Source organism: Denitromonas ohlonensis (genome assembly GCF_007625205.1).
In the GTDB taxonomy this organism is placed as follows: Bacteria; Pseudomonadota; Gammaproteobacteria; order Burkholderiales; family Rhodocyclaceae; genus Nitrogeniibacter; species Nitrogeniibacter ohlonensis.
Genome location: NZ_VMNI01000013.1, coordinates 95640 through 115668 on the forward strand (window position 1 = coordinate 95640; position 20029 = coordinate 115668).

Here is a 20029-nt window from a genome sequence, read left to right on the forward strand (position 1 = left end):
TGATGCCGGTCTGTGGATTCGGGAAGCCGTGATGGAAGACTAGGGGAGTGAGGTGCTAAGCAAGCAGTACTAAAGTACTGTTTTTGTCTCTATGCATACGATAAGCTGAGGCTGTCCCGCTCGCATCCCGGAGAGTCGATTGCCCGCCCATCTTCCGTTGTTCCATGCCGCCTCCTTGGATTCGCCACCCAAGCGCAATGCGCCGCCCGCGTTTACGTTTGAAGCGGTGTCGGTGTCGGCGCTCGATGCGGCCGTGGCGGCGACGGACAAGTTGCTCGCGCTGGTGGCGCCGGTGGGCTATGGCAAAACGGTGTTCATGGGCGCGCTCCATGCCCGGCTGCGCGCGCTGGGTGAGGTGGTGTTCTGGGTCGGGCTTGATGAACGGGACGACTCGGTCCAAGCGGTTCTTCACTGGTTCGAAGAACTCGCCTACCGTCACAGCGAACAACTTCACCCGACCCAGGCCTTGTTTCGCGGCGATGCGCCACTGGACGCGCGACTCGATGCGCTGGTGGCCGCGGCAAGCGCCTATCCGCAGCCTTTCACCCTATTTGTAGACAATCTCAACAGCTGCGAAGAGTCGGGGTTGGCGACGGTGCTGAACCGGCTGGTGTTTGAGACGCCGTCCTCGGTTCGCTTTGTGTTTTCCAGCACCCAGGTGCTGCCCTTCGACATGGCCCGGGCCCGGCTCGCGGGGCTCGTTCAGCCCGTTGGGCCAGAGGCTCTAAGTCTGGATGATGCCGCTGTTGAGCAGGTGCTCGGCCCGGTGCTGGCCCGACGCATTGGCGGTGATGGTGTGAGCACGGTGACCCGGCTGACCGAAGGCTGGCCTGCGGCGGTACGGCTTGCCCAGATCGTGTTGGCCGAGGCGGCTGACCCGCGTGCCGAGCTGGAGACATTTTCCGGTGCCGACGAAGACCTCGCCAGCTTGCTCAATCGGCAGGTGCTTGCCGGCGTTAGCCCCCGCTTGCGTGACTTTTTGTTGGGTATCGCACCGCTGCGCAGTGTCAGCGCCGAGTTGTGCCGGGCCGCCCTTGAAGACGCTGAGGCAGACCGTCACCTGGACGATCTCCTGGCGCGCAACCTGTTCATTATTCCGCTCGATCGCAACCGGCAGTGGTATCGCCTGCACACGCTGTTTCGCCAATATTTGATCAGCGAGTCGGAGCGCCGTCTGGATGCCGCCACGCGGCAGGGCATTTTGAGCCGTGCTGCCCGATGGTTGGCGAAATGCGGGCAGTGGCAGGACGCCATCGACTACGCACTGCAGGCTGGTGATTCAACGCTGGCAGCAAATCTGCTGAATCAAGCGGCTGCCGCGGTGGTGCGCCAAGGCGAGTTACGGCGCTACATTGACTGGGTCGATCGGCTACGCCAGCAAGGGCAGGCCATCGATCTTGATGCTGAGTATTGGTACGTATGGGCGTTGGTGCTTGGCCGGCGTTATGAGGCCGGGCGGAAGGAAATCGAACGCGTGCGGCCATTGGTGACGCAAGCCATGGCGGGGGAGGCGCGTGATGGTGTCGCGCTGCAAGCATTGCAGCGCAGGCTGGTGATTGCCGGTGCGGCCATCGATGTGTTTACAGATCGACTCCCCGAAGCCCATGAGGGCGCTAGCCAATGGCTGGCCCAGCGGGACATCGACGACGCTTTCGACGCCACGGCGGCTTGCTGCGTCCAGAGCATTTACCTCTCTGCCGCCCATCGTTTCGTCGAGGCGCGCGACGCCGTGCAGCGCGCCCATGGCTGGGCCTACCAGACCGACAGCATCTACGCCAATGGCTGGCTCATTGCGCTCAATGCCTTGCCGGCCCTGCATGAAGGGAACTACGCGCTCATCGGGCCCGAGCTGGCGACGTCGCTCGATAGCCTCATGCGTGCGCTGGGGGAGGGCGCCGGCATTTGCGGCACCATCGCGCTCATGAGTGCCCATTGCGCAATGGAGACCGGCGACGCCGCCCGTGCCCGCGAGTTGCTCGCACTTGGGCTGCGCACTGCGCAGACCCACGGCTTTGTCGACGCACTCGCCTTCGGATTCGACGCCGCCGTGAAGTGCTGGACCGGTGCGCCGGAAGACCCTATCGATCTGACTGGCCTGCGTCAGATCGCCGCAGCCTATCCCGCTCGGCTCGCGACGACGCTCTCATGCGCGCTCATCCGCGGGCTTGTTCGGCTCGACCGGCTCGACGACGCCCAGGCCGAAGCCGCCCGCATCGGCCTCGATCCTGTGCAGCCCGAGGCGGTGCCCCTTGCGCTTGCGATTCCTGCTGGCGCTGATGCCTGGCGTGCTGCCTGCATTGCGCTTGCCGTGGGCGAGGGGCGGGGCGCGCAGCTTGAGCCGCTCATTGAGCAATCCGCCCGGCAGGCAGGCATTGAGGGGCGTAGCGCTCGGCAGGTTGAACTCGTTCTTATTCAGATGCACCTGTCGGTGCAATCCGGTCAGCCCGCACTGGCCAATCGGCACTTGCTACGCGCCATCAACCTCGCCGCCGGCCGCGGCATCGTGCGCCCCTTTCTTGACCACGGCACCACCATCGCCGGCCTGGTGGACGAGGCTCGCGCCGATGGGTGGGGCTTTGCGCTGATGCAGGAGCGCCGCTTCTTCGCTGACATCTGCCGTCGTTTACCGGTCAGTGAGCAGTCCGTGCAGATGCGTCTGCGCGCCTTGAACCTGGATGCCCGTCTGATCGAACCGCTGTCCAGCCGTCAGAGCGAACTCCTGAGCCTGCTCGATGCTGGGCTATCCAATCAGCAAATTGCCGACCGTCTGCATGTCACGGTCAGTACCGTCAAGGGGCATCTGCAGAAGCTATACGCCAAATTGGGGGTGCCAAGCCGGACAGCGGCCCTTGCGCGGGCGCGGGGGATTGGATTGGTTTGAGGGGGAGGCTGCCCAACTTTCGTCAGGGCTGGCGCTATCGCTTTGATGAAAGACTCATTCGCTCAAAATTCAAATTCCCTAGAGACGGCAGTGAGTGAAGCGAAGGCAGACCCCTTGTTCCGTAAATCGATCGTCTTCTGTGCATGGTCCGGTCTGGCGGCGATTGTGTTGTTCATCATCGGTGGCGTGTTCCTTGGCGGCATGTTGCCGCCACTGCTGCATGCCAATGATTCGCCGGCGGAGTTTGTTCGCAAGGTGTCGGAGCACCTGTTCGAAATTCGCGTTGGCTCGGTATTCCTCATGCTTTCGTTTGCGCTGTTTGGCCCCTTTGGTGCGGGCATTGCGGCACTGACCAGGCGAGCGGAAACCTCGCCGGCGTTCTCTTACGTGCAACTCGTCTTTACTGCGTGCGGCACCATGGTGGCCTTGTTGGTGGCATTCACTTGGGCGCTGATGGTTTTTCGGCCTGACGAGTACGATCCGACCCTGGTACAGATGTTCGCTGATTTTGCCTACTTCCTCGCGGTGTTCTCGGTGCCGTGCTTTGGCGGGTGGTGCGTCGTGATTGCATTGCCCATTTTGCTGGCGGAGGAGGGTAAGGCGCCGTTCCCGCGCTGGGTTGCCTATGTGAACCTGTGGGCAGTGCTGCTTTTCGCGCCAGGCCAGATGGTGCTGTTCTTTAAGGATGGCCCGTTCTCTTGGCATGGGATTGTGGCCTTGTGGATTCCCTTCGTCGCCTTCTTTCTTTGGATCCTGATCATGTGCGCGGTCATGCTCAAAGCGGTAAAGCCGGGCGCGCAGGTGCGCCCGGCTTGAATTCGGTCGTCGGCGGAGGGCGGCGCACCAAGGAGAGGGTTCCAGGCGAGATCGGGATCTGGCTCTTTGTGATGGGCGATCTCATGGTGTTTTCCGTCTTCTTCATCCTGATCGCGATCGGGCAGAAGGAGCACGCGGCCTTGTTCAATGCTTCGCGCGCGCAGCTCGACATGTGGGTGGGAGTGTTCAACACCTTCTTGTTGCTGACCGGCTCGTGGTTCGTCGCCATCGGCGTCGCGCGTTGTCGGGCAGGGCTCAGTGCGGGGGGGGCTCGCAACTTCACTCTGGGCATTTTGTGTGGCGTCGGGTTCGTGGCGAATAAGGCGGTGGAGTGGGGTGGCAAGATCAGCGATGGTCTGAGCCCGGCCACCAACGATTTCTACATGTTCTTTTTTGTTTTCACGGGCATCCATCTGCTGCATGTGCTGGTGGGGCTGGTTGTGCTTTTTGTCGTGCGGTCGGCGAGCTGTCGTCCAACGATTGGCGTGCGCGAGCTTCGCACCATCGAAAGTGGCGCCGTCTTTTGGCACCTGGTGGATCTTCTGTGGGTGGTGTTGTTTGCGCTGCTCTACCTGCTGTGAAACTCAGGGCGAAAAAAGAGATGAACGCGCGATTATTCGGTCACCCAGCGACGGTGGCGTGGTTGCTTCTGGTGATTGCTACCGGCGTCGGTTGGGCTTTGGGGCATAGCGTCCGGGCAAACGGGTCGGTGGCTGGTAGCGTCGCGATGGTCGGGGTGATTACGACCGCGTTCGTGAAGGTGTGGATCGTGGGATTTCAGTTTATGGAACTTAGAGACGCGCCTTGGTGGTTGCGGCGTGGCTTTGACGCTTGGGTCCTCGTGGTCGGTTCGGTGCTGGTAGTCATCAGTCTGGGCTGAGACGCTCGGTCGCGGATATCGAGTCAGTGATTATTAACGGGTGATCGCGACGAATGCCTTCGCAATTCTCATCGCCCCTACTGGAGGCAAATTATGGACACCACGGACTTCAATCGATTTCTTGATCATGCTCGCGCCAAGGCGACGCCTCAGCGCCTGTACCTCGTGTTCGCCGAAAAGGAATACGCCACCGAAGCGGAGATCGCCGCCGGCGAAGCCACGGCCAGCAGCTATTCGATCAGGCCGTTGATGTATGCCGACAAGGCGTTGTCCGCCCTTGGCGACTTTGACGAGTTGCTCGCCGAATCACTGGAAAACGGGCAAGCCTGGGATCTGGTCTATGTATCCGCCAGCGACGATGAAAAGCTGTCGGCCGATTTCGTTGAGGAGCGGCTCGAGGTCATGGTCAAGTTGATCCAGCAGGGCGAGGGTGCGCGCTTCGTGATCTTCGATCAGCTCGGCGCGATCTATCGCCTCGACAAGCTGAGTACCGTACATTGACGATTCCGCGTCCGCATCGCGCCGCAGCCAGCCATCACGATCTGTTTCAGTCGCTGGACGTCTTTCAGGGGCATGCTGTGGGTGTAGACGGTCAAGGCCAATTCGATCGGATTCAGTCGCCAGTTCGGTCATAGGAAAGCTCGTGCACGTCGCCGTCGGCGTATTCAAGTCCGGACGCCCGTTCGATCAGTGTTAAGTACGGCTTGATTCGGATCGCAGTATCTGCGGTAGACCGCTGCTCGCTTAGGTTTTGCAGACTATGTTGATGAGCGTGAGTGATGCCAGACCCGCTTTGTTGTCGTGGAGCATCACTCAGCCAGTAGCGAGTCCCGAACGGCCCGGCGCACGGCGTTTGCAATCAACCAACCGGGAACGGTAGCGGGCCCAGCGTAGGGGTGGAGCACGCCGATCCCCGTGCTTGCAATCGTTACAGTGTCGGTGGAGGTGCCGGTGGCGAGTGCGCCGTCGGCGGTGAGGATGGTCATTTCGGTGAGTGTGGCGGTCTTGGCTTCGGTGGCGGTGATGATGGCGTTCACCATGGCTGGTCGGGTGAGTGCGGCGTCGACCAGCACAATGAGATTGATGGTGCCCGGCGTGGCATTGTGCGGCGCTGAGATGCCGGCGCTGGTGGCATTGCCGATGCCGGCGGTGGCGAGGACAGCGACGCGCAAGCCATTTTCTTCTGCGACAGCGAGTCGTGCCCTGTGTAGGGGAACCGCGGTGAGAAGGCCGATGAAGGCGCCGTTGATATCGCACTCGATGGCGATGCGCTCAAGGTCAGCCGTGGGGGCGTCAGAGCAGTAGTCGACTGACACATTGGTGTTGAGGATATGGCGTACCCGGCGAAATCCGCCGCCATGGAAAGACGAAGAGAGCGTTGTCAGTTGTGTCTGGCTTTGGACATGAATGGCACTCGTATGGTGTTTTATGCTGATGCCGGAAATCGGGGTTTCGATGCGCATGGGCCGGAGTTTAGTGCATGCGGCATGTCGGCCTGGTGTTCCCGGTGTTGATTGTCAGGCGCCGCCCGCGAACCACCACAGGCCCACAATGGCGGCGGTTGCAACCGCGCCCCAGATCTCGAAGGCCAGTCGCCAGGCGAAGGGGGCTTCGTGCATCTCCATGAAATACATCATTACCGCACGCCCCTTGGCGTAGGCGACGAGCATGACGAAGAGCGCGGTCCAATGGCCGACGGTGCCTTGGTGTTCGGCAAGCCAGCCGCTGCCGAGGGTGGCAGCAACGAGAAACGCCCAGACGAGGACGGCATTGCGGTTTGAGAGTGCGCTCATCGGGGCACCAGCAGGTAGAGCATGGGGAAGAGGAACAGCCATAACAGATCGACCATGTGCCAGTACAGGGCCCCGGATTCGATGAGGTTGAAGGTATTCCGGCTGACGGTGGCTTCGCGTCCAGCGAGCACCCACAAAACGGCCAGTGCGATCATGCCGCCGACAAAGTGGAGAAAGTGCGCGCCGGTCAGGGCGTAGTAGTACATGTAGAACGGATTGGTCTGCATGGTGATGCCGCTGCTGATCTTGATGCTGTACTCAACTATCTTGCTGACGCCGAAACCGGCCCCGACCAGAAAGGAAAGGAGCAGCCAGCCCCGGGTGGTTTTGCGCAGACCGGCACGGGCAGCGTTGACGGCGAGAACGACGAATAGCCCGCTGGTGACGAGAATCAATGTGTTGGCGACGCCGAAGCGCACATCCAGCGCGATGGCAGAGTTGTTGAACAGCGCAACGTCTTTCATCCGGTCGACCATGAAGCCGACAAACAGCATGCAGAACACGGCCATGTCGGCAATGATGAAGACGAGCACGCCGGGCAGATGGCGGCCTCGAAGGATCGAGACCGCCTCTTCTGTGGCCAGATCGGGCGGGTTCTGGGTCATGTCGTTTTCGGGGTGGGGCATCAGGCCTTGGCCAGAGCAGCGGTGCGCTCTTTTTCAAGACGCGGAATTGCCTTGAAGACGTAGTAGGTGATGATCACGATATAGGCGAACCAGACGATGAACTCGACCCAGAAGTTGAGCCAGCCCTGGCGTGCGAACAGGCCACTCTTGAAGAAGGGCATGAGCAGTTCGAACAGGAAGCTGATGCCGGCCCAGATGGAGAACCAGCACGCCCAGCGGGGAAACAGCGGGGCGGCTCGCTTGTCGGTCAGGCCGGCAACGCCGATGGCGACCATGGGAATGGTGGTGATGGCGTAGAACATGTCGATCAGCAGCCAGCCCTGGTCGTACAGCATCTGCAGAGTGACCGGGCTGAGCACGTCCGGTCGGTAGGCGGCGGTGAGCCAGAAAACCGAGGAGGTAACGAGCGGCACAACCGTCAATCCGCCGCCCCACATTTGCAGGGTGGTGGCGATGTTGTTTTCGAGCGGGTTGATCCACTCCATGACCTTGGTGATGGACAGTGTCCAGGGGAGATAGAGCACGCCGAAGAGCATCGCGCCCGCCATGCCGGCGCGCACTTCGTTGTAGTGAGTGCGGAAGAACTCTGCCATCTGGTCAGCCGTGTGGTCGGCCGGGATCGGCGGAATGTTGTGCCCCAGTACGCCCCAGCAGATGATGAAGGCGGTGAGGAAGATCGGACCCATCGCGGCGCAGGTGCGCCAGTACTTGAAATACTGGGTGTTGCTCAACCGGCCCTTGATGACTTGCGGCTCGGGAATGGCGACCGCGTCATCCGGCAGGTAGGCGGTGGTGGTGGCAGCAGTGTTCATGGAGAGTCTCCTTACCTTGGCGGTCGGTGTGTCGCGTTATGGTATGCAGCAATACGAAGTGAGGTTGATTGTGAAATTTTTGAACAATCAAGTCAACACATCAAAGCACGAAAACGTGGGAAGACGTCAGCTTCGTTTACCTAGCGAGGGCGTGCCAAAAGCGCGACCAAGGAAGCGAATACCGTCTTGCAGCTCTTTGTTGCCCAGATGAGGGAAGAGTTCGGCAAAGTAGTCGAGCCCCGCTTTGATCATGGTGTCGAAGTGGGCCCGACCGTTGTCAGTGAGCGCGACAAGCTTTTCGCGAGCGCAATCGGGGTTGGTACGTTGGGTCACCAGAGCGAGTGGGGGCTCGGCAAGCTCACGCAATAGGTGGGTGACGTGAGAGTTGCGGCTTTCGAACCAGTCGCTGAGCAGGCGCTCGATCTCTTTTCGGCGCATCCACCCGTGTGCGCCCACCTCCGATTCGATGAGCCAGATGATTGCCGCCTGCTGGCGTGAAAGCTGACCTTGGCACATGCGACGCTCCAGCTCCATACCGATCCGGTAGTGGATCGGGTAGAAAAAGCCGAGGAGATCGAGCGTGTTTGCACGATCTGGCGGGGCGTCGGGTGATTTTCGTGGCATTAGTTTTGGCGGATCAGTAGCGTTGGGTTGGACGATTATGCCTTGCCGAACGATACGTTTGCCAAACCGGCTTGTTGGGGGCGTGCGGGAGCGGTGCTTGTGTGATCGCCGCTGCGTTGGACGTCGACCACTACGCTGGCAGCGTAGTTTTTCCATTCGACGCTGACGATATATGGGCGCGCGCCGCCGTCGGGCGGTAGGCGAATGTCGTCGCCGCTGCTGGTCATGGGGATGGAGATTTCAAGCTGTGGGCCGAAATGCCGTCGGGCGTTGCCCGCCAAGGTGTTGGCCATTTCGCCGATCAGATCAAGAATGGCCATGTGTGACTGGTCTGGTTCGTTGGTGGCGACCAGCAGGTGGCGCAGCAGGGCACGAGGCGCGGTGACATACACCCGGCCGCGAAACGCGCCAGAAAGGGCAATGGCGCCGGTGTATTCCATATCGGGGGGGCGCTTGCCGCGGGTTTCAAGATAGGCACCACGAATGCGGGGGGCCTCACGAGTGAGTTGCAGGAAGTAGTGGGTGACGGCGTCGACGAAGACGCGGATATCTTTTTCGTTCAGATCGGCCATGCACGCAGTCCTTATTTCATCACTTCAATGAGTGCGCAGACGAGTTCATCGTCGGTGAACGGTTTTTCCAGAAAGCCACGCGCGCCGTTTTCCAGTGCCCGGATGGCGGTGAATTTGTCGGTGAGGGCGGACACCACCAGGATGGCGACCGCTGGATCGATGGCACAGAGCTCCGCCGTACATTCCACCCCATCCATTTCCGGCATCGTCAGGTCCATCGTGACCAGTTGTGGACGGGTGTCGCGGAAAATTCGTACCGCGGTGGCGCCGTTTCGTGCGGAGCCGACAATGTCGAGCTCGGGCAGGCGCGGGTCGGCAGCGAGGCGACAGATGCGATTGCGGATGGACTGGGCGTCGTCGACGATCATCATGCGAATCATGCGGCCTCCGCGTGTGCACCAACTTCGACTGGCACGTGGAATGCGAACTCGGTGAATTCGCCACGCCGCGTGCTGATGCGTGCCCGGCTTCCGAGGCGTTTGATGCAGTCGGCCACCAGATCAAGCCCGACGCCGCGCCCGGCGTCTTCGTCGCTGTCTTGTTCGGCGATGGCACTGATGCCCGGCTCGAACAAGTAGCGCACCAGCCGGGACTCATCCATGGTCGCGGCGGCTTCAGCACTCAGGCGACCCTTGTTGACGAGTCGAGCGCGGAGTGTGTCGAAGTCGATGCCGCCGCCGTCGTCGCGCACGCGCAGTTCGATCATGCCGGGAGCGGACGCCGCCGCAAATACCGATACCGTGCCGTAGCAACGCTTGTTGGCTGATCGCCGCGCATCGACGGGCTCAATGCCGTGGGCGACCGCGTTCCGAACGAGCTGAATGGCCACGTCGCGGATGTCGGCCAATCGATTCTCGGTGCAATGGGCCAAGGCGCGCAGGTCGGAGAGGAAGCGCACATCCTTGTGGCGCCGGCCAGCGGTCGACAAGGCGATCTCTTCAAGGGCGGCGGACATGCGCGTTACCGGCGTGGTGGTGTTCGCTGCCGCACGCGGCGCCGCGGCGTCGAGGCGTTCGACGATTGCCTCAAGCACCGACTGGCGTTCGTACATTTCATCGAGTCGAACGCTCAAGCTCAGAACGTCGTCACCGGACAGATCGTTGCGACGGCGCAGGACAACCAGCTCATCTTCGAAGTGTTGTGCGGTGGCGACGAAGAAATCGAGTCCCAGGCCGATTGCGTCGCCCTTGAGCGCGTGAACCGACTGAAATATCAGGCGCACGATGTCGGCGTAGTTGGCGTTGCCGCGATCAGTCGCCCTGCGCAAGATGGCATTGATGGTTTCGACGCGCTGGCGGCTGGCCTTGACGAACTCATGCAAGGTGGCCACGTCCTTGCCCATCAGGCGCAGATAGATCTCGACTTCGGCACGGCTTTTGTGGCGGGCTTGCTCGATTTCATGGATCAGGCGCATGCGTTGAGTGGCATCTTGTGCGGTCACCAGGACATGCGAGAAATTGCCTTGGGTGTCGGTGATGCGCGCGAACTGAAAGCTCAGGTGCCGCGTTTTGGCAGCATCGTCACCCACGGTGAGTTCGACGTCGCTGAGCGGGTTGAGCGATTTCACCAGGTTTTCGCGCACGCGCCCCTCGACAAGCATGGTCAAGTAGCTCGTGGCCGCTTGGCAGACCTCGTCGGACACCATCTCGCTGAGCAAGTCGGGAAAGGACACGCCGGGGCTGATCTGACGGTGCAGAATTCGTGAAAGCGATGCGGAGGTGGTTTGGCCGATGTTGAGATGGGCGTCGAGGAGAAACAGGCCGTCGCTGACATTCTCCAGAACCTCGCCGGTCTCACGTCGTGCGGCGCCCAGTTTGTGATCGTTGTGCAGCAGGGTACGCATGGACACCAGCGCGATATACAGAAAGTTGGCAAAGGCGACGAACAAGCCGGCAAGCTGGGCCAGTCGCAACTGCTCTGTCGCGTCGTTTGCCAGGCGCTGGGTTTCGGCTAACAGCGTGGTTACCTCGGGCGCCGAACGGTAGTAGAAGCGTTGCATGTAGCTGTAAGCGTAGGCCACGTACGCACTTGTGTTTCCGCGCTGGACTCGCAATGTGGCAATGGCGTCTTCAATAGCCTTGAATTGCCCTTCGATGCTGGCGAGTGCGTCGAGTAACGCTGGTTGAGTGAGTGGGGTGACCGCCAGCGGCTCTTGGCCAGAACGTTCCAGCGTGCCACCCGATTTGAGCGTGACGAGGGCTGCCATGAGTTTGCCGGCCAGAAACTCAGTTTCTTCGACGAAGTCGGTGGGTACCTCGATGTCGCGCAGTCGGAGAATGTTCATTTCCGATGTTTGACGTTGCAATTCGAGCGTCATTTCGCGCAATTGTTGGGCGGCGATGAGCCGGGCCGCATAGTCGCGGGATTGCTGGGCAAAGTGGAGCGTGATCGCGACCACGACCAATGTACTGACAAGGAAAATGGCGATTGCGACCATCAGGCCACGATAGCGGCCAAGGATGCCTTTTTCGTTGATTGCTGTGCTCACATGCTGTCTCCCGGTGTGTGCAGCTCTTGGCCCGAGTGTTGGAGCACGTGGGTGGCTGCTTTATTGTCGGATGTTATGCTACGGTATTAATACATACGACAATGCGTGGAAGCAAGTGCGATTTTTGATAACGCGGATTAGTTGAATGGCATGCGCCCGCTTCGTGGGCGCATGCCAAGCTGGCGCGATTTGGGGGCAGAACGCCCGGAGATGCTAGCGGTTGAGCAAGCCTGCGCGCTTGGCGCGGAAGATGGCGGCCGAGCGGTTGCGCACGCGCAACTTCAGGTACAGATTGTGTAGATGCCACTTGACGGTGCCGACCGTGAGACCGAGCCGGTCGGCGATTTCCTGATTGGAAAGGCCGCTGTCCAGGTAGCCGAGCAACTCGACTTCACGGCTGGTGGGGGCGTCAACGTCGAGGTCTTCTGGCGACACGGACGCGGCCTCGCCGTCGGGCGCAGACGCGTTCGCCGCGGAAATGCGCTGCGTCATGTCGTTGAAGAAGGCGATTTCCTGCTCGTTGACCAGTGGCCAGGTCTTCTTCGGGTCGGCCAGCAAGAGCGGGCGAATCACATCGGCGTACTCGATGAAGGGCTGGAGTATGCGACGTGAGGCGGCGATGCTGGTGGTGCGCAAGAGTGTCTTGGAGGCCTGCGCCGTGTGGCCCGTTGCCGCTTCGATCTCGAGTCGGATCAGTAGCAGTTGCACCTGCCAGTTGGCCGAGGAGCCTTTGAGCGCGGTGCGCAGTTCTGCTTCGGTGGTCGACAGGGCGGTGGGAAAGTCGCGTTGGGCGATCAGCCAGGCGATGCGCGCGGTGAGCAGGGCGCGGCGTGCACTGGCCAGCTCCGCCGCGGGAAAGGCGGGCGGGCGGGCGCTGAGTGATTCTTCAAGGTCTTGGCGGCGAACCCAATCGGTAGCGGCATCGATGCGTCCGAGGCGAACCAATCGCACCAGGACCGCGCAGTGCAGCATCAGTTGCAGACGCGGGGGAAAGCATGCGGCGATGGCGTCGAGATGGCGGGGGGCGAACTCGGAGTCGGCGGTGCCGTCCCACAGACGAACCGCGACCTCAAGGCCGATCTTGGCGGTCTCGATAAATCCGTGGTGTTTGGCCTGACTGAGCCCCTGAAGCACGCGCTCTTTGGCATCGAGCACGTCGCCGCGCTCTAGCGACATGCGTGCAGCAATCATGTCCATGGTCGACACGATGGCGGCCGCAGCGCCGAGTTCATTGCGTGCCCGGGCGATGGCTTCGTCGAGCGCATGGTCGACGAAGGTCAGGTCGCCTTCTTCGACATCGATGAGTGCTTCCAGACAACTGATCCAGGCCATTCCGTATTCGCTGCCGGTGCGGCTCATGGCTTTGCGGGCCGTGAGAATCGCACGCCGCGCGGTACGGATATCGTGATCTGCAATCCCAGAGGTGCTTAACACGCAGGCGACGCCCGAGGTTTCGAAGGGGTCGAGTCCGTCATCAGCTTCAAGCCAGCGTTCGGCGCGTTGTCGGGCTTCGGGAATGCGATCGAGCGAAAACAGGATGACCGACAACACCGCTTGTTTGCGGTGGGCCATGCGCTCGTCAAGTTCGTCCCCCTCGGCTTCGCGATGGCGCATTGAGGCCAGCACGCGGTAGGCCTTTTCGTACTGGCGCGCAAACACCATGGCCCACACGTACCAGTACTGGGCTTCGTCCGAAGGGAAGGCGTCGATCGCCAGCAGGCGCTCATAGGCGCTGATGTAGTACTGGTGCCGGCCATGGTCGCGGACTTGTCCGGCAGCGCGCGCGGCGAGCAATTCGCCGGCCTGGCCGCCGTCGTGAATGGCCAATGCGAACTCGAACGCATCCTGGAGGTGGTTGTGACGGCGGCACCAGTCGAGAGCTCGTGCGAGCACGGCATGGCGTTCGGCTTCACTGCGCAAGGCGTGTGCTTCCCTGCGCAGGTAGTTGCTGAACAGGCCATGAAAGCGGTACCAGCCTGGACGGCCGGTGGCCGGGAAAATCATCAGGTTCAACCGGATCAGTTCTGCCAGCAATTCGGCGCTGCGCGGGTTCTGCGTGACGTGGGCGCACAGCTCAGCGTGAAAGGTGTTGAGGTCTGCGATCTCAAACAGGAAGTTCGTGATCTCAGGGTCGATGGCGCCCAGCACGCGACGGGCGAGGGTGTCTGTCAGTGGCGTGTCAAGCGTGATGCCGGCGCGAATTGATTGCGGATCAACATGCGAGGACATGGCCACATGCATCAGGCGCACTGCTGCGGGCCAACCCTCTGTCTGGAGCAGAATGTCGCGCGCCTGGTCGGGGGTGAGGTTCAGTGGGGCCGCATTTGCGGTTTCGAACAGGGTACGGATCTGATCGGCGTTCAGGGCCAGATCCGTTGGTCTGACCTGCTGCACCTTGCCTTCGAGGCGCAGGCGATGAAATTGGTCGGGCGGCATGTCAATGCCGGTGACGATGACGTGCAAGCGTGTCTGACGACCGAGCAGAAGGCGCTCGATGAGGTGGGCGAGTTCGGCGTCGCGTGTGGGGTCGAAGCCGTCGATGATCAGCACGGCGTCGTGGTCGAGTCGCGCGGCGGCAGCTTGCATGCTGTCGATGAGCGAATCGGTTTCGATCATCGGACTGGCGCAGAACATGAGCCCGACGCCTTCACTTTCGCAGCCTAGGAGGGCTTCGATGCGCATTACCGTTGCGCCAAAGTCAGCGTCGCCTTCGTCGAGCGAGTGCAGCAAAGCAGCATGACCCGCGGTCTGAAGCGTTCTGGCAACCGTCGAGGCGAAGACCGTTTTTCCGTATCCGGTCGGTGCGCCGACCAGCAGCAGCGAAGGCAGTGCGGCGATGTCGGAATATCGCTGAATGGTCTGTGTCAGGACCGGAGTGAACGGCGCGACCGGCGTCGAAAACGCATTCGCTAATTCAGCCGATGATGTGGGCGCAGTCGGCTGTTTTTTTGACGCACGCGTCAAGACGGTCTCCTTCGTGTTGTCTCGTCCTCCCTCCGGTGTTTTTTGTCTTCTGTCCACCGCGCTTGCTGAGGCATGTCAGCGCGTCGGAACAGCTTGCAAACACCTGGAGCCAAGATTCTACCTTGTCAGGCGCGTCCTCTGTATCGATGAGATGCCCCTTGTTTGGGTGCCAAGCGATTTCGTCAGTCTCATTTTTACTATCCCTAACTCCGGGTAGGGGGTAGTCGGCTCGGTTCGGGGGATAAGTTCAGTCTTGGGTGGTGGGCTAGACACAGCCCCCCGAAAGGAAGTTTGAGGAGACTGAATTGCGTACACGTCGTGTGAATGATGTGGCCTCCCTGCTCGAGCCAGGTGCTGCGGGATGGGATGCCGCCGGATTCGAACCGGTAGCAATGATGCCAGCACCACTGGCGATGCAGCCGACGGAATACATCCGTGTGAAATGGGAGGGCCGCGAGTATGGCAGCGATCCCGGCCTCAAGGTGGCCAGTGTCCATGACGGCAAGCGTTGGGTGTTGTGTGCGCGGTGGTCAGGGGTGAGTCCGTCCGGCATCGACTTTCCCGACGCCATCGCCGTGGCGCTGCCCGTGCGCAACGATCCGCCGCTGATCTTGATGGGTATGGATGGCGCACCTATCCAGTACCTGCGTTGGCAATCCAACAAGCCCGCACTGCGTTCGATCGTTGCGACTGGCATCGGCCACTCTGAAAACGGACCAAAGATGGCGGCGATGAGCGTCAAGGCTCACACCAACGGCGAGCAGTGGGATGTGGTGATGAGCCGTTCGCTGGGTGGCGAAGGGGAAGTGGCGCCTTTGCTTGCGGGCCAGAAAACCAAGATCGGCTTTGCGGTGTGGCGCGGCGCCAACGAAGAGCGCGGCGGCATCAAGGCGTTTTCCATCGACTGGATCGAGCTGGCCCTCGACGCCTGACCCTCAAGGAGAAGCAAATGAGCAAGCGACAAGTGGCCATGGTGATGGACTTGAACAAGTGCATCGGCTGTCAGACCTGCACGGTGGCCTGTAAAACCTTGTGGACACGGCGGGAAGGCATGGAGCACATGCTGTGGAACACCGTGAACACCCAGCCAGGCACCGGTACCCCGCATCATTTCGAGCAGATGGGCGGCGGCTTCAAGGATGGCAAGGCGCAGCCTGGCATTCGGCCGACGGTGGAAGATTTCGGCAAGGCGTGGGAGTTCAATCACGAGGAGGTGTTCAACGGCGGAAAGAACGATATCTCCCTGGCTGCCGATGGTGGCAAATATGGCAAGGGGCCGAACTGGGATGAAGACCAGGGCGATGGTCAGTTCCCCAACAGTCACTATTTCTACATGCCGCGGATTTGCAATCACTGCACGCACCCGGCCTGCCTTGAAGCCTGTCCGCGCAAGGCGATCAGCAAGCGCGAGGAAGACGGGATCGTTCTGATCGACGAAGACCGTTGCAAGGGTTACCGCTTCTGCCAGGAAGCCTGCCCCTACAAAAAGATCTATTACAACGAGCAAGAAGGCGTGTCGCAGAAGTGTATCTTCTGCTTTCCGAGGATCGACGAGGGCGTGACCACGGCTTGCTCACGTCAATGCCCGGGCCGGGTGCGCTTTGTTGGTTACCTGGATGATCCGGAAGGCCCGATCTGGAAGCTGGTGCACAAATGGAAGGTGGCGCTGCCATTGCATTCTGAATATGGCACCGAGCCCAATGTGTTCTACGTCCCGCCCTTGTCGCCGCCGAAAATCGACGACGAGGGCAACCCGACCGAGGAACCGCGTATTCCCACTGAGTACCTCGAGTACCTGTTTGGCGACCGCGTCAAAGAGGCGCTGGAGACGGTGCGTATCGAGCGTGAGAAGAGCAAACGCGGCGAGGAGTCCGAACTGATGGATTTGCTCATCGCGCGCAAGTGGCTCGACATGTTCGGGCCTTTCCAGAACCACCCGCGCGACGCGGCGCGCATGCGTCCGATCCCGGCCAATCGGCAGGGTTTCAAAAATCCGCTGGGCGGCAACGACCCGTTCTCGTCCGATGAGGATATGGCCGCGCTCAACGGTGGCGCCATGGGCGATAGCAAACCGGCCGGCGTCTCGCCGATCAAGTTCTTCACCAAGGATCAGTACAAAAACGGAGGCCGGTCATGAGTGTCGGAATTGATCGTCGTGGATTCCTCAAGAGTGCTGCGGCGCTCATGGGCAGTCTTTCCATTCCCAGCTTCGTCGTCAATGCGACCACCCTGCCGGCAACCGGTGCACCTGCGGTGCCGATATATGAGGGCTGGAAGGACGTCTATCGCGCGCAGTGGTCCTGGGACAAGGTGGTGCGTAGTACGCACCATTTGAACTGCTGGTTCCAGGCGCATTGCTCCTGGGACGTGTATGTGAAGGACGGTCTTGTTTATCGCGAAGAGCAAGCCGGTGAGTATGAACAGGTGAACCCCGAGCTGCCTGACTACAACCCCCGTGGTTGTCAGAAGGGCGGCTGCTTTTCCGAGCGCATGTATGACCCGACCCGCATCACCCACCCGATGCGCCGGGTCGGTCCGCGCGGCGGTGGCAAGTGGGAACGGGTGAGCTGGGACGAGGCGCTGACGGATATTGCTGACACCTACCTCGATGTCACCGTCGAGGAGGGCACCGATCGCACCATCTGGGATCTGGGGCCCGGTATCGATCTGGGCGTGTCGATGGCGGCGCAGGGGCGCTTCTCCATGCTCACCCAGTCCATTGGACTGGACATGGACGGTGAGATTGGCGATTCGCGTCGCGGCACGTTGGAGACCTTCGGCAAGATCACCTTCGAGCGCTCGGCCGATGACTACTTCTACTCCGACTTGATCCTGTTCTGGGGCGGCAATCCGGTCTACACCCAGATTCCGCAGGCGCACTTCTTTACCGAGGCGCGCTATCGCGGCGCCGAGATCATCTCCATTGCGCCGGATTACAACCCGTCGGCCACCAAGTCAGATTTGTGGATTCCGATCAAACCCGGCACGGACGGCGCACTGGCGCTGGCGATCTGCCACCTGATCGTCGAGAAGGGCAAGGTTAAGGAAGACTTCGTCAAAGAGCAGACCGACATGCCGCTCTTGGTACGCAGCGATACCAACCGCTACCTCAAGCAAGCGGATCTGGTCGAGGGCGGCCGTGAGGATTTCCACATGCTGTGGGACGCGGCCAGCGACGGACTGAAAGAAGCGCCGTTCCGCTCGCTCGCACTTGAGGGACTTGCGCCCAAGCTCGAAGTGAAGACTACCGTCACACTCAAGGACGGCCAGGAAGTCGAAGTCCGCAGCGTGTTCCATCGTCTGCGCGAGCGACTGGCGGACTACTCGCCGGAGAAAGCGACCGAGATGTGCGGCGTGACGCCGAAGATGATCAAGTACCTGGCCAATCGCATCACCAGCGTGGACAAGGTGTCGAACATCTCGCAGACCTCGATGTGCAAGTATTTTCACGGCAACCTGACCGAACGCAGCATGGCGCTGATCTTTGCGCTGACCGGAAATATCGGCCGTCGTGGTGCGGGGTTCTCGGGCTTTCCCTTGCTCACGCCGGATGGTGGCGACAAGTTCATCCTCTCGCCGACCCTCAAGGAAGTGGCGCAGACCTTCGGCAAGCTTGAGCCACTCATCACGCAGCGGCTGGAAGCGGGTGACACCCATGAAATGGTGGTGGGCGATCTCGGTCGCATGATGTTCGTCCCCGGCAATCCGCTCATTCGCCTGCCGGTATGGACCTCCGGAACCCTGTTCTGGCAGGTGCACGGTGGCATACAAGAACTCTCCAAGAACGCCGATCAATGGAATCTGGGGAATGCGCGGCCGCTGGGTGAGTACCTGACCGAATCGCTCGAGAAAGGCTGGCAGCCGCTCAATCCGCCGCGCGACAAGCCGCCGCGCATCATGATTTCGCTGTGTTCCAACCCGCTGCGCCGCGCGCGCGGTAGCGAGAAGCTCATTGAAGTCCTGTGGCCCAAGCTCAGAAAAGTGGTCGTGATGGATTGGCGCATCAACTCCACCGGACGCTACGCCGACTATATTTTGCCGGTGGCGCCGTGGTACGAGCGCACCTCGTTGAAGTGGGTTACGCCGCTGTCGCCGTATCTGACGATCACCGACAAGGCAACAGAACCGCTGGGTGAATCGAAAACCGACTGGGGCATCATCGTTGCGCTCTCGGAGATGATCCAAAAGCGCGCCCGTGCGCGTCAGATCACGACGGTGAAGAGTCCCCAGGGCCTCGATGTGAAGCTCGACAGCCTCTATGACGACCTCACCATGCAAGGCGAATTCAAGGAAGGTGATGACGACAAGGTGGCGCGCGCCATCTATGACTTGGGTGGCACGCACAAGAAGCTGTCGTGGGACGAGCTCAAGGAGAAGGGCTTCGCGCGTTTCGAGAAGCTACCCGAAGAGCCCAGCTCGATTGGCAATATGTGCGAGTTCCCCGAGAACGACAGTATCGTGCCGCTGACCTTCCATGTACGCGACAAGGTGCCGTACCCGACCTCCAGCCGGCGTATCCAGTTCTTTGTTGACCACCCGTTCTACGACGAACTCGACGAACTGCTGCCGCGCTACAAGGAGCCGCCGATGATCGGTGGCGACTACCCGCTGATGATGACCGGTGGAAAGACGCGCTGGAGTATCCATTCCACATGGCGCGACGACAGTCTCATGTTGCGTCTTGAGGCGCGGCCCGAGCCCTACATGCTGGTGTCGATGATTGACGCCAATGCGCGTGGTGTGGGTGACGGCGATCGTATTCGCGTCTTCAACGATATCGGGTCGTTCAAGTGCCTGGCCAAGGTGTCGCCGAGCCTGCGCCCGGGACAGACATTGATGTACCACGCCTGGGAACAGTATCAATTCCAAGGGCCGGGTGACATGAATAGTGTTTCGCCCTCGCCGCTGAATCCGGTCGAGTTGGCCGGTGGCCATCCACATTTGGTGGCGGGTGTGCTCCAGGGACAGAACTCGGTATTCGACCGCGACTCGCGCATCGATTTCGAGCGTGCCGATGAACAGGAGGTGGCGGCATGAACGCCCGGGACGACTTCGCCGATCTGCCGCAAGACGCGGCAGGGCGCTGCGGTTTTTATGCCGCGCTCGCCAATGCCTTCACCTACGAGGGGGCCATCGACGGACCGCTCAAGATCAACGGCTACGCGTTCAACGAAGCCTTTGATCCGTCGGTGAACGAGCGTGCCTGCTCGCTGCGTGAAGGCACCTACTCGGGCGGCGATCAAAGCGCGCTGTTCGAGGAGCTGATGCGCTTCTATGGCTTTTTCGGCCTCGGCCGCAAGGAGCAGGGCGAGATGCCCGACCACATCAGTATCGAGCTTGAATTCATGCACTTCCTCAACTACCAGGAAAGCCTGTCGGGCGACGACCCGGCGGCGCTCGCGTCGCTCGCCTTGGCGCAGCGCGACTTCATAGATCGCCATTTGCTGCGGCTGGTGAGAGGGATTCAGAAGGGCCTGCATAGCGACAACCCGGCGTGTACTGACCTCGTGAGCATGACCGAGCGCTTTGTCAGCACCGAACTGGCGCGACTGCAGGCCGACTGAGGCTGCACT

The 20029-nt window shown here is 61.0% G+C and carries 18 protein-coding genes; 9 read left to right on the forward strand and 9 right to left on the reverse strand.

The features are described from left to right. The first annotated feature begins 139 nt into the window (after positions 1–139). From FHP89_RS13745 to FHP89_RS13765, 5 genes are all read left to right on the forward strand, one after another. Positions 140–2881, forward strand: a complete 2742-nt coding sequence (locus FHP89_RS13745) for a LuxR C-terminal-related transcriptional regulator (protein ID WP_144178523.1) — start codon at positions 140–142, stop codon at positions 2879–2881. A gap of 90 nt (positions 2882–2971) precedes the next feature. Further along, on the forward strand, positions 2972–3697 hold the full coding sequence (locus FHP89_RS13750; protein ID WP_144178525.1) for a hypothetical protein: 726 nt from the start codon (positions 2972–2974) through the stop codon (positions 3695–3697). Further along, a complete protein-coding gene (locus tag FHP89_RS13755) occupies positions 3694–4278 on the forward strand; it encodes a cytochrome c oxidase subunit 3 (RefSeq protein WP_144178527.1) in 585 nt (194 codons plus the stop codon). Before FHP89_RS13750 ends, FHP89_RS13755 begins: the two co-directional genes overlap by 4 nt. Positions 4279–4298: 20 nt before the next feature. Further along, on the forward strand, positions 4299–4577 hold the full coding sequence (locus tag FHP89_RS21365; protein ID WP_144178529.1) for a cytochrome C oxidase subunit IV family protein: 279 nt from the start codon (positions 4299–4301) through the stop codon (positions 4575–4577). A 93-nt stretch (positions 4578–4670) separates the two neighbouring features. After that, a complete protein-coding gene (locus FHP89_RS13765) occupies positions 4671–5078 on the forward strand; it encodes a hypothetical protein (protein WP_144178531.1) in 408 nt (135 codons plus the stop codon). A gap of 308 nt (positions 5079–5386) precedes the next feature. On the opposite strand, the gene FHP89_RS13770 is transcribed toward FHP89_RS13765, so the two are convergent. The 9 genes from FHP89_RS13770 to FHP89_RS13810 form a co-directional block, all read right to left on the reverse strand. Next, positions 5387–6040 carry an adenosylcobinamide amidohydrolase gene (locus FHP89_RS13770; protein WP_144178535.1) on the reverse strand — a complete coding sequence of 218 codons (654 nt, stop codon included), beginning with the start codon at positions 6038–6040 and terminating at the stop codon, positions 5387–5389. Between the two features lie 54 nt (positions 6041–6094). Next, positions 6095–6370 (reverse strand): cytochrome C oxidase subunit IV family protein, encoded by a 276-nt coding sequence (locus tag FHP89_RS13775; protein ID WP_186300327.1) that lies wholly within the window; start codon positions 6368–6370, stop codon positions 6095–6097. Continuing rightward, positions 6367–6996 carry a cytochrome c oxidase subunit 3 gene (locus FHP89_RS13780; RefSeq protein ID WP_222105397.1) on the reverse strand — a complete coding sequence of 210 codons (630 nt, stop codon included), beginning with the start codon at positions 6994–6996 and terminating at the stop codon, positions 6367–6369. The genes FHP89_RS13775 and FHP89_RS13780 overlap by 4 nt, the downstream gene beginning before the upstream one ends. Continuing rightward, a complete protein-coding gene (locus FHP89_RS13785; RefSeq protein WP_144178539.1) occupies positions 6996–7808 on the reverse strand; it encodes a hypothetical protein in 813 nt (270 codons plus the stop codon). The genes FHP89_RS13780 and FHP89_RS13785 overlap by 1 nt, the downstream gene beginning before the upstream one ends. A 126-nt stretch (positions 7809–7934) precedes the next feature. Further along, positions 7935–8324 (reverse strand): MarR family winged helix-turn-helix transcriptional regulator, encoded by a 390-nt coding sequence (locus FHP89_RS20975; protein WP_186300328.1) that lies wholly within the window; start codon positions 8322–8324, stop codon positions 7935–7937. A 143-nt stretch (positions 8325–8467) separates the two neighbouring features. Beyond that, complete coding sequence (locus tag FHP89_RS13795) at positions 8468–9004, reverse strand: chemotaxis protein CheX (RefSeq protein ID WP_144178545.1); 537 nt, start codon at positions 9002–9004, stop codon at positions 8468–8470. 11 nt (positions 9005–9015) lie between these two features. Further along, complete coding sequence (locus tag FHP89_RS13800; protein ID WP_260851606.1) at positions 9016–9384, reverse strand: response regulator; 369 nt, start codon at positions 9382–9384, stop codon at positions 9016–9018. Continuing rightward, on the reverse strand, positions 9381–11492 hold the full coding sequence (locus tag FHP89_RS13805; RefSeq protein WP_144178547.1) for an ATP-binding protein: 2112 nt from the start codon (positions 11490–11492) through the stop codon (positions 9381–9383). Before FHP89_RS13805 ends, FHP89_RS13800 begins: the two co-directional genes overlap by 4 nt. Before the next feature lie 213 nt (positions 11493–11705). After that, positions 11706–14456, reverse strand: a complete 2751-nt coding sequence (locus FHP89_RS13810) for a LuxR C-terminal-related transcriptional regulator (RefSeq protein WP_144178549.1) — start codon at positions 14454–14456, stop codon at positions 11706–11708. A gap of 305 nt (positions 14457–14761) precedes the next feature. Here FHP89_RS13810 and FHP89_RS13815 point away from each other — a divergent pair, with 305 nt between their 5' ends. The 4 genes from FHP89_RS13815 to FHP89_RS13830 are packed head-to-tail and all read left to right on the forward strand — an operon-like array spanning position 14762 to position 20020. Further along, entirely contained in the window at positions 14762–15388 is a 627-nt protein-coding gene (locus FHP89_RS13815) for a hypothetical protein (protein WP_144178552.1), read from the forward strand. A 17-nt stretch (positions 15389–15405) separates the two neighbouring features. Then, positions 15406–16593, forward strand: a complete 1188-nt coding sequence (locus tag FHP89_RS13820) for a 4Fe-4S dicluster domain-containing protein (protein ID WP_313792190.1) — start codon at positions 15406–15408, stop codon at positions 16591–16593. After that, positions 16590–19493 (forward strand): molybdopterin-dependent oxidoreductase, encoded by a 2904-nt coding sequence (locus FHP89_RS13825; protein ID WP_144178554.1) that lies wholly within the window; start codon positions 16590–16592, stop codon positions 19491–19493. The genes FHP89_RS13820 and FHP89_RS13825 overlap by 4 nt, the downstream gene beginning before the upstream one ends. Next, a complete protein-coding gene (locus FHP89_RS13830; protein ID WP_144178556.1) occupies positions 19490–20020 on the forward strand; it encodes a molecular chaperone TorD family protein in 531 nt (176 codons plus the stop codon). Before FHP89_RS13825 ends, FHP89_RS13830 begins: the two co-directional genes overlap by 4 nt. Positions 20021–20029: the final 9 nt, after the last annotated feature.

Coding starts and splice junctions, on each gene's coding strand:
- FHP89_RS21365 (WP_144178529.1), top strand. CDS start 4,299: ATGAACGCGCGATTATTCGGTCACCCAGCGACGGTGGCGTGGTTGCTT.
- FHP89_RS13765 (WP_144178531.1), top strand. CDS start 4,671: ATGGACACCACGGACTTCAATCGATTTCTTGATCATGCTCGCGCCAAG.
- FHP89_RS13770 (WP_144178535.1), bottom strand. CDS start 6,040: ATGCGCATCGAAACCCCGATTTCCGGCATCAGCATAAAACACCATACG.
- FHP89_RS13775 (WP_186300327.1), bottom strand. CDS start 6,370: ATGAGCGCACTCTCAAACCGCAATGCCGTCCTCGTCTGGGCGTTTCTC.
- FHP89_RS13780 (WP_222105397.1), bottom strand. CDS start 6,996: ATGCCCCACCCCGAAAACGACATGACCCAGAACCCGCCCGATCTGGCC.
- FHP89_RS13785 (WP_144178539.1), bottom strand. CDS start 7,808: ATGAACACTGCTGCCACCACCACCGCCTACCTGCCGGATGACGCGGTC.
- FHP89_RS20975 (WP_186300328.1), bottom strand. CDS start 8,324: ATGTGCCAAGGTCAGCTTTCACGCCAGCAGGCGGCAATCATCTGGCTC.
- FHP89_RS13795 (WP_144178545.1), bottom strand. CDS start 9,004: ATGGCCGATCTGAACGAAAAAGATATCCGCGTCTTCGTCGACGCCGTC.
- FHP89_RS13800 (WP_260851606.1), bottom strand. CDS start 9,384: ATGATTCGCATGATGATCGTCGACGACGCCCAGTCCATCCGCAATCGC.
- FHP89_RS13820 (WP_313792190.1), top strand. CDS start 15,406: ATGAGCAAGCGACAAGTGGCCATGGTGATGGACTTGAACAAGTGCATC.
- FHP89_RS13825 (WP_144178554.1), top strand. CDS start 16,590: ATGAGTGTCGGAATTGATCGTCGTGGATTCCTCAAGAGTGCTGCGGCG.
- FHP89_RS13830 (WP_144178556.1), top strand. CDS start 19,490: ATGAACGCCCGGGACGACTTCGCCGATCTGCCGCAAGACGCGGCAGGG.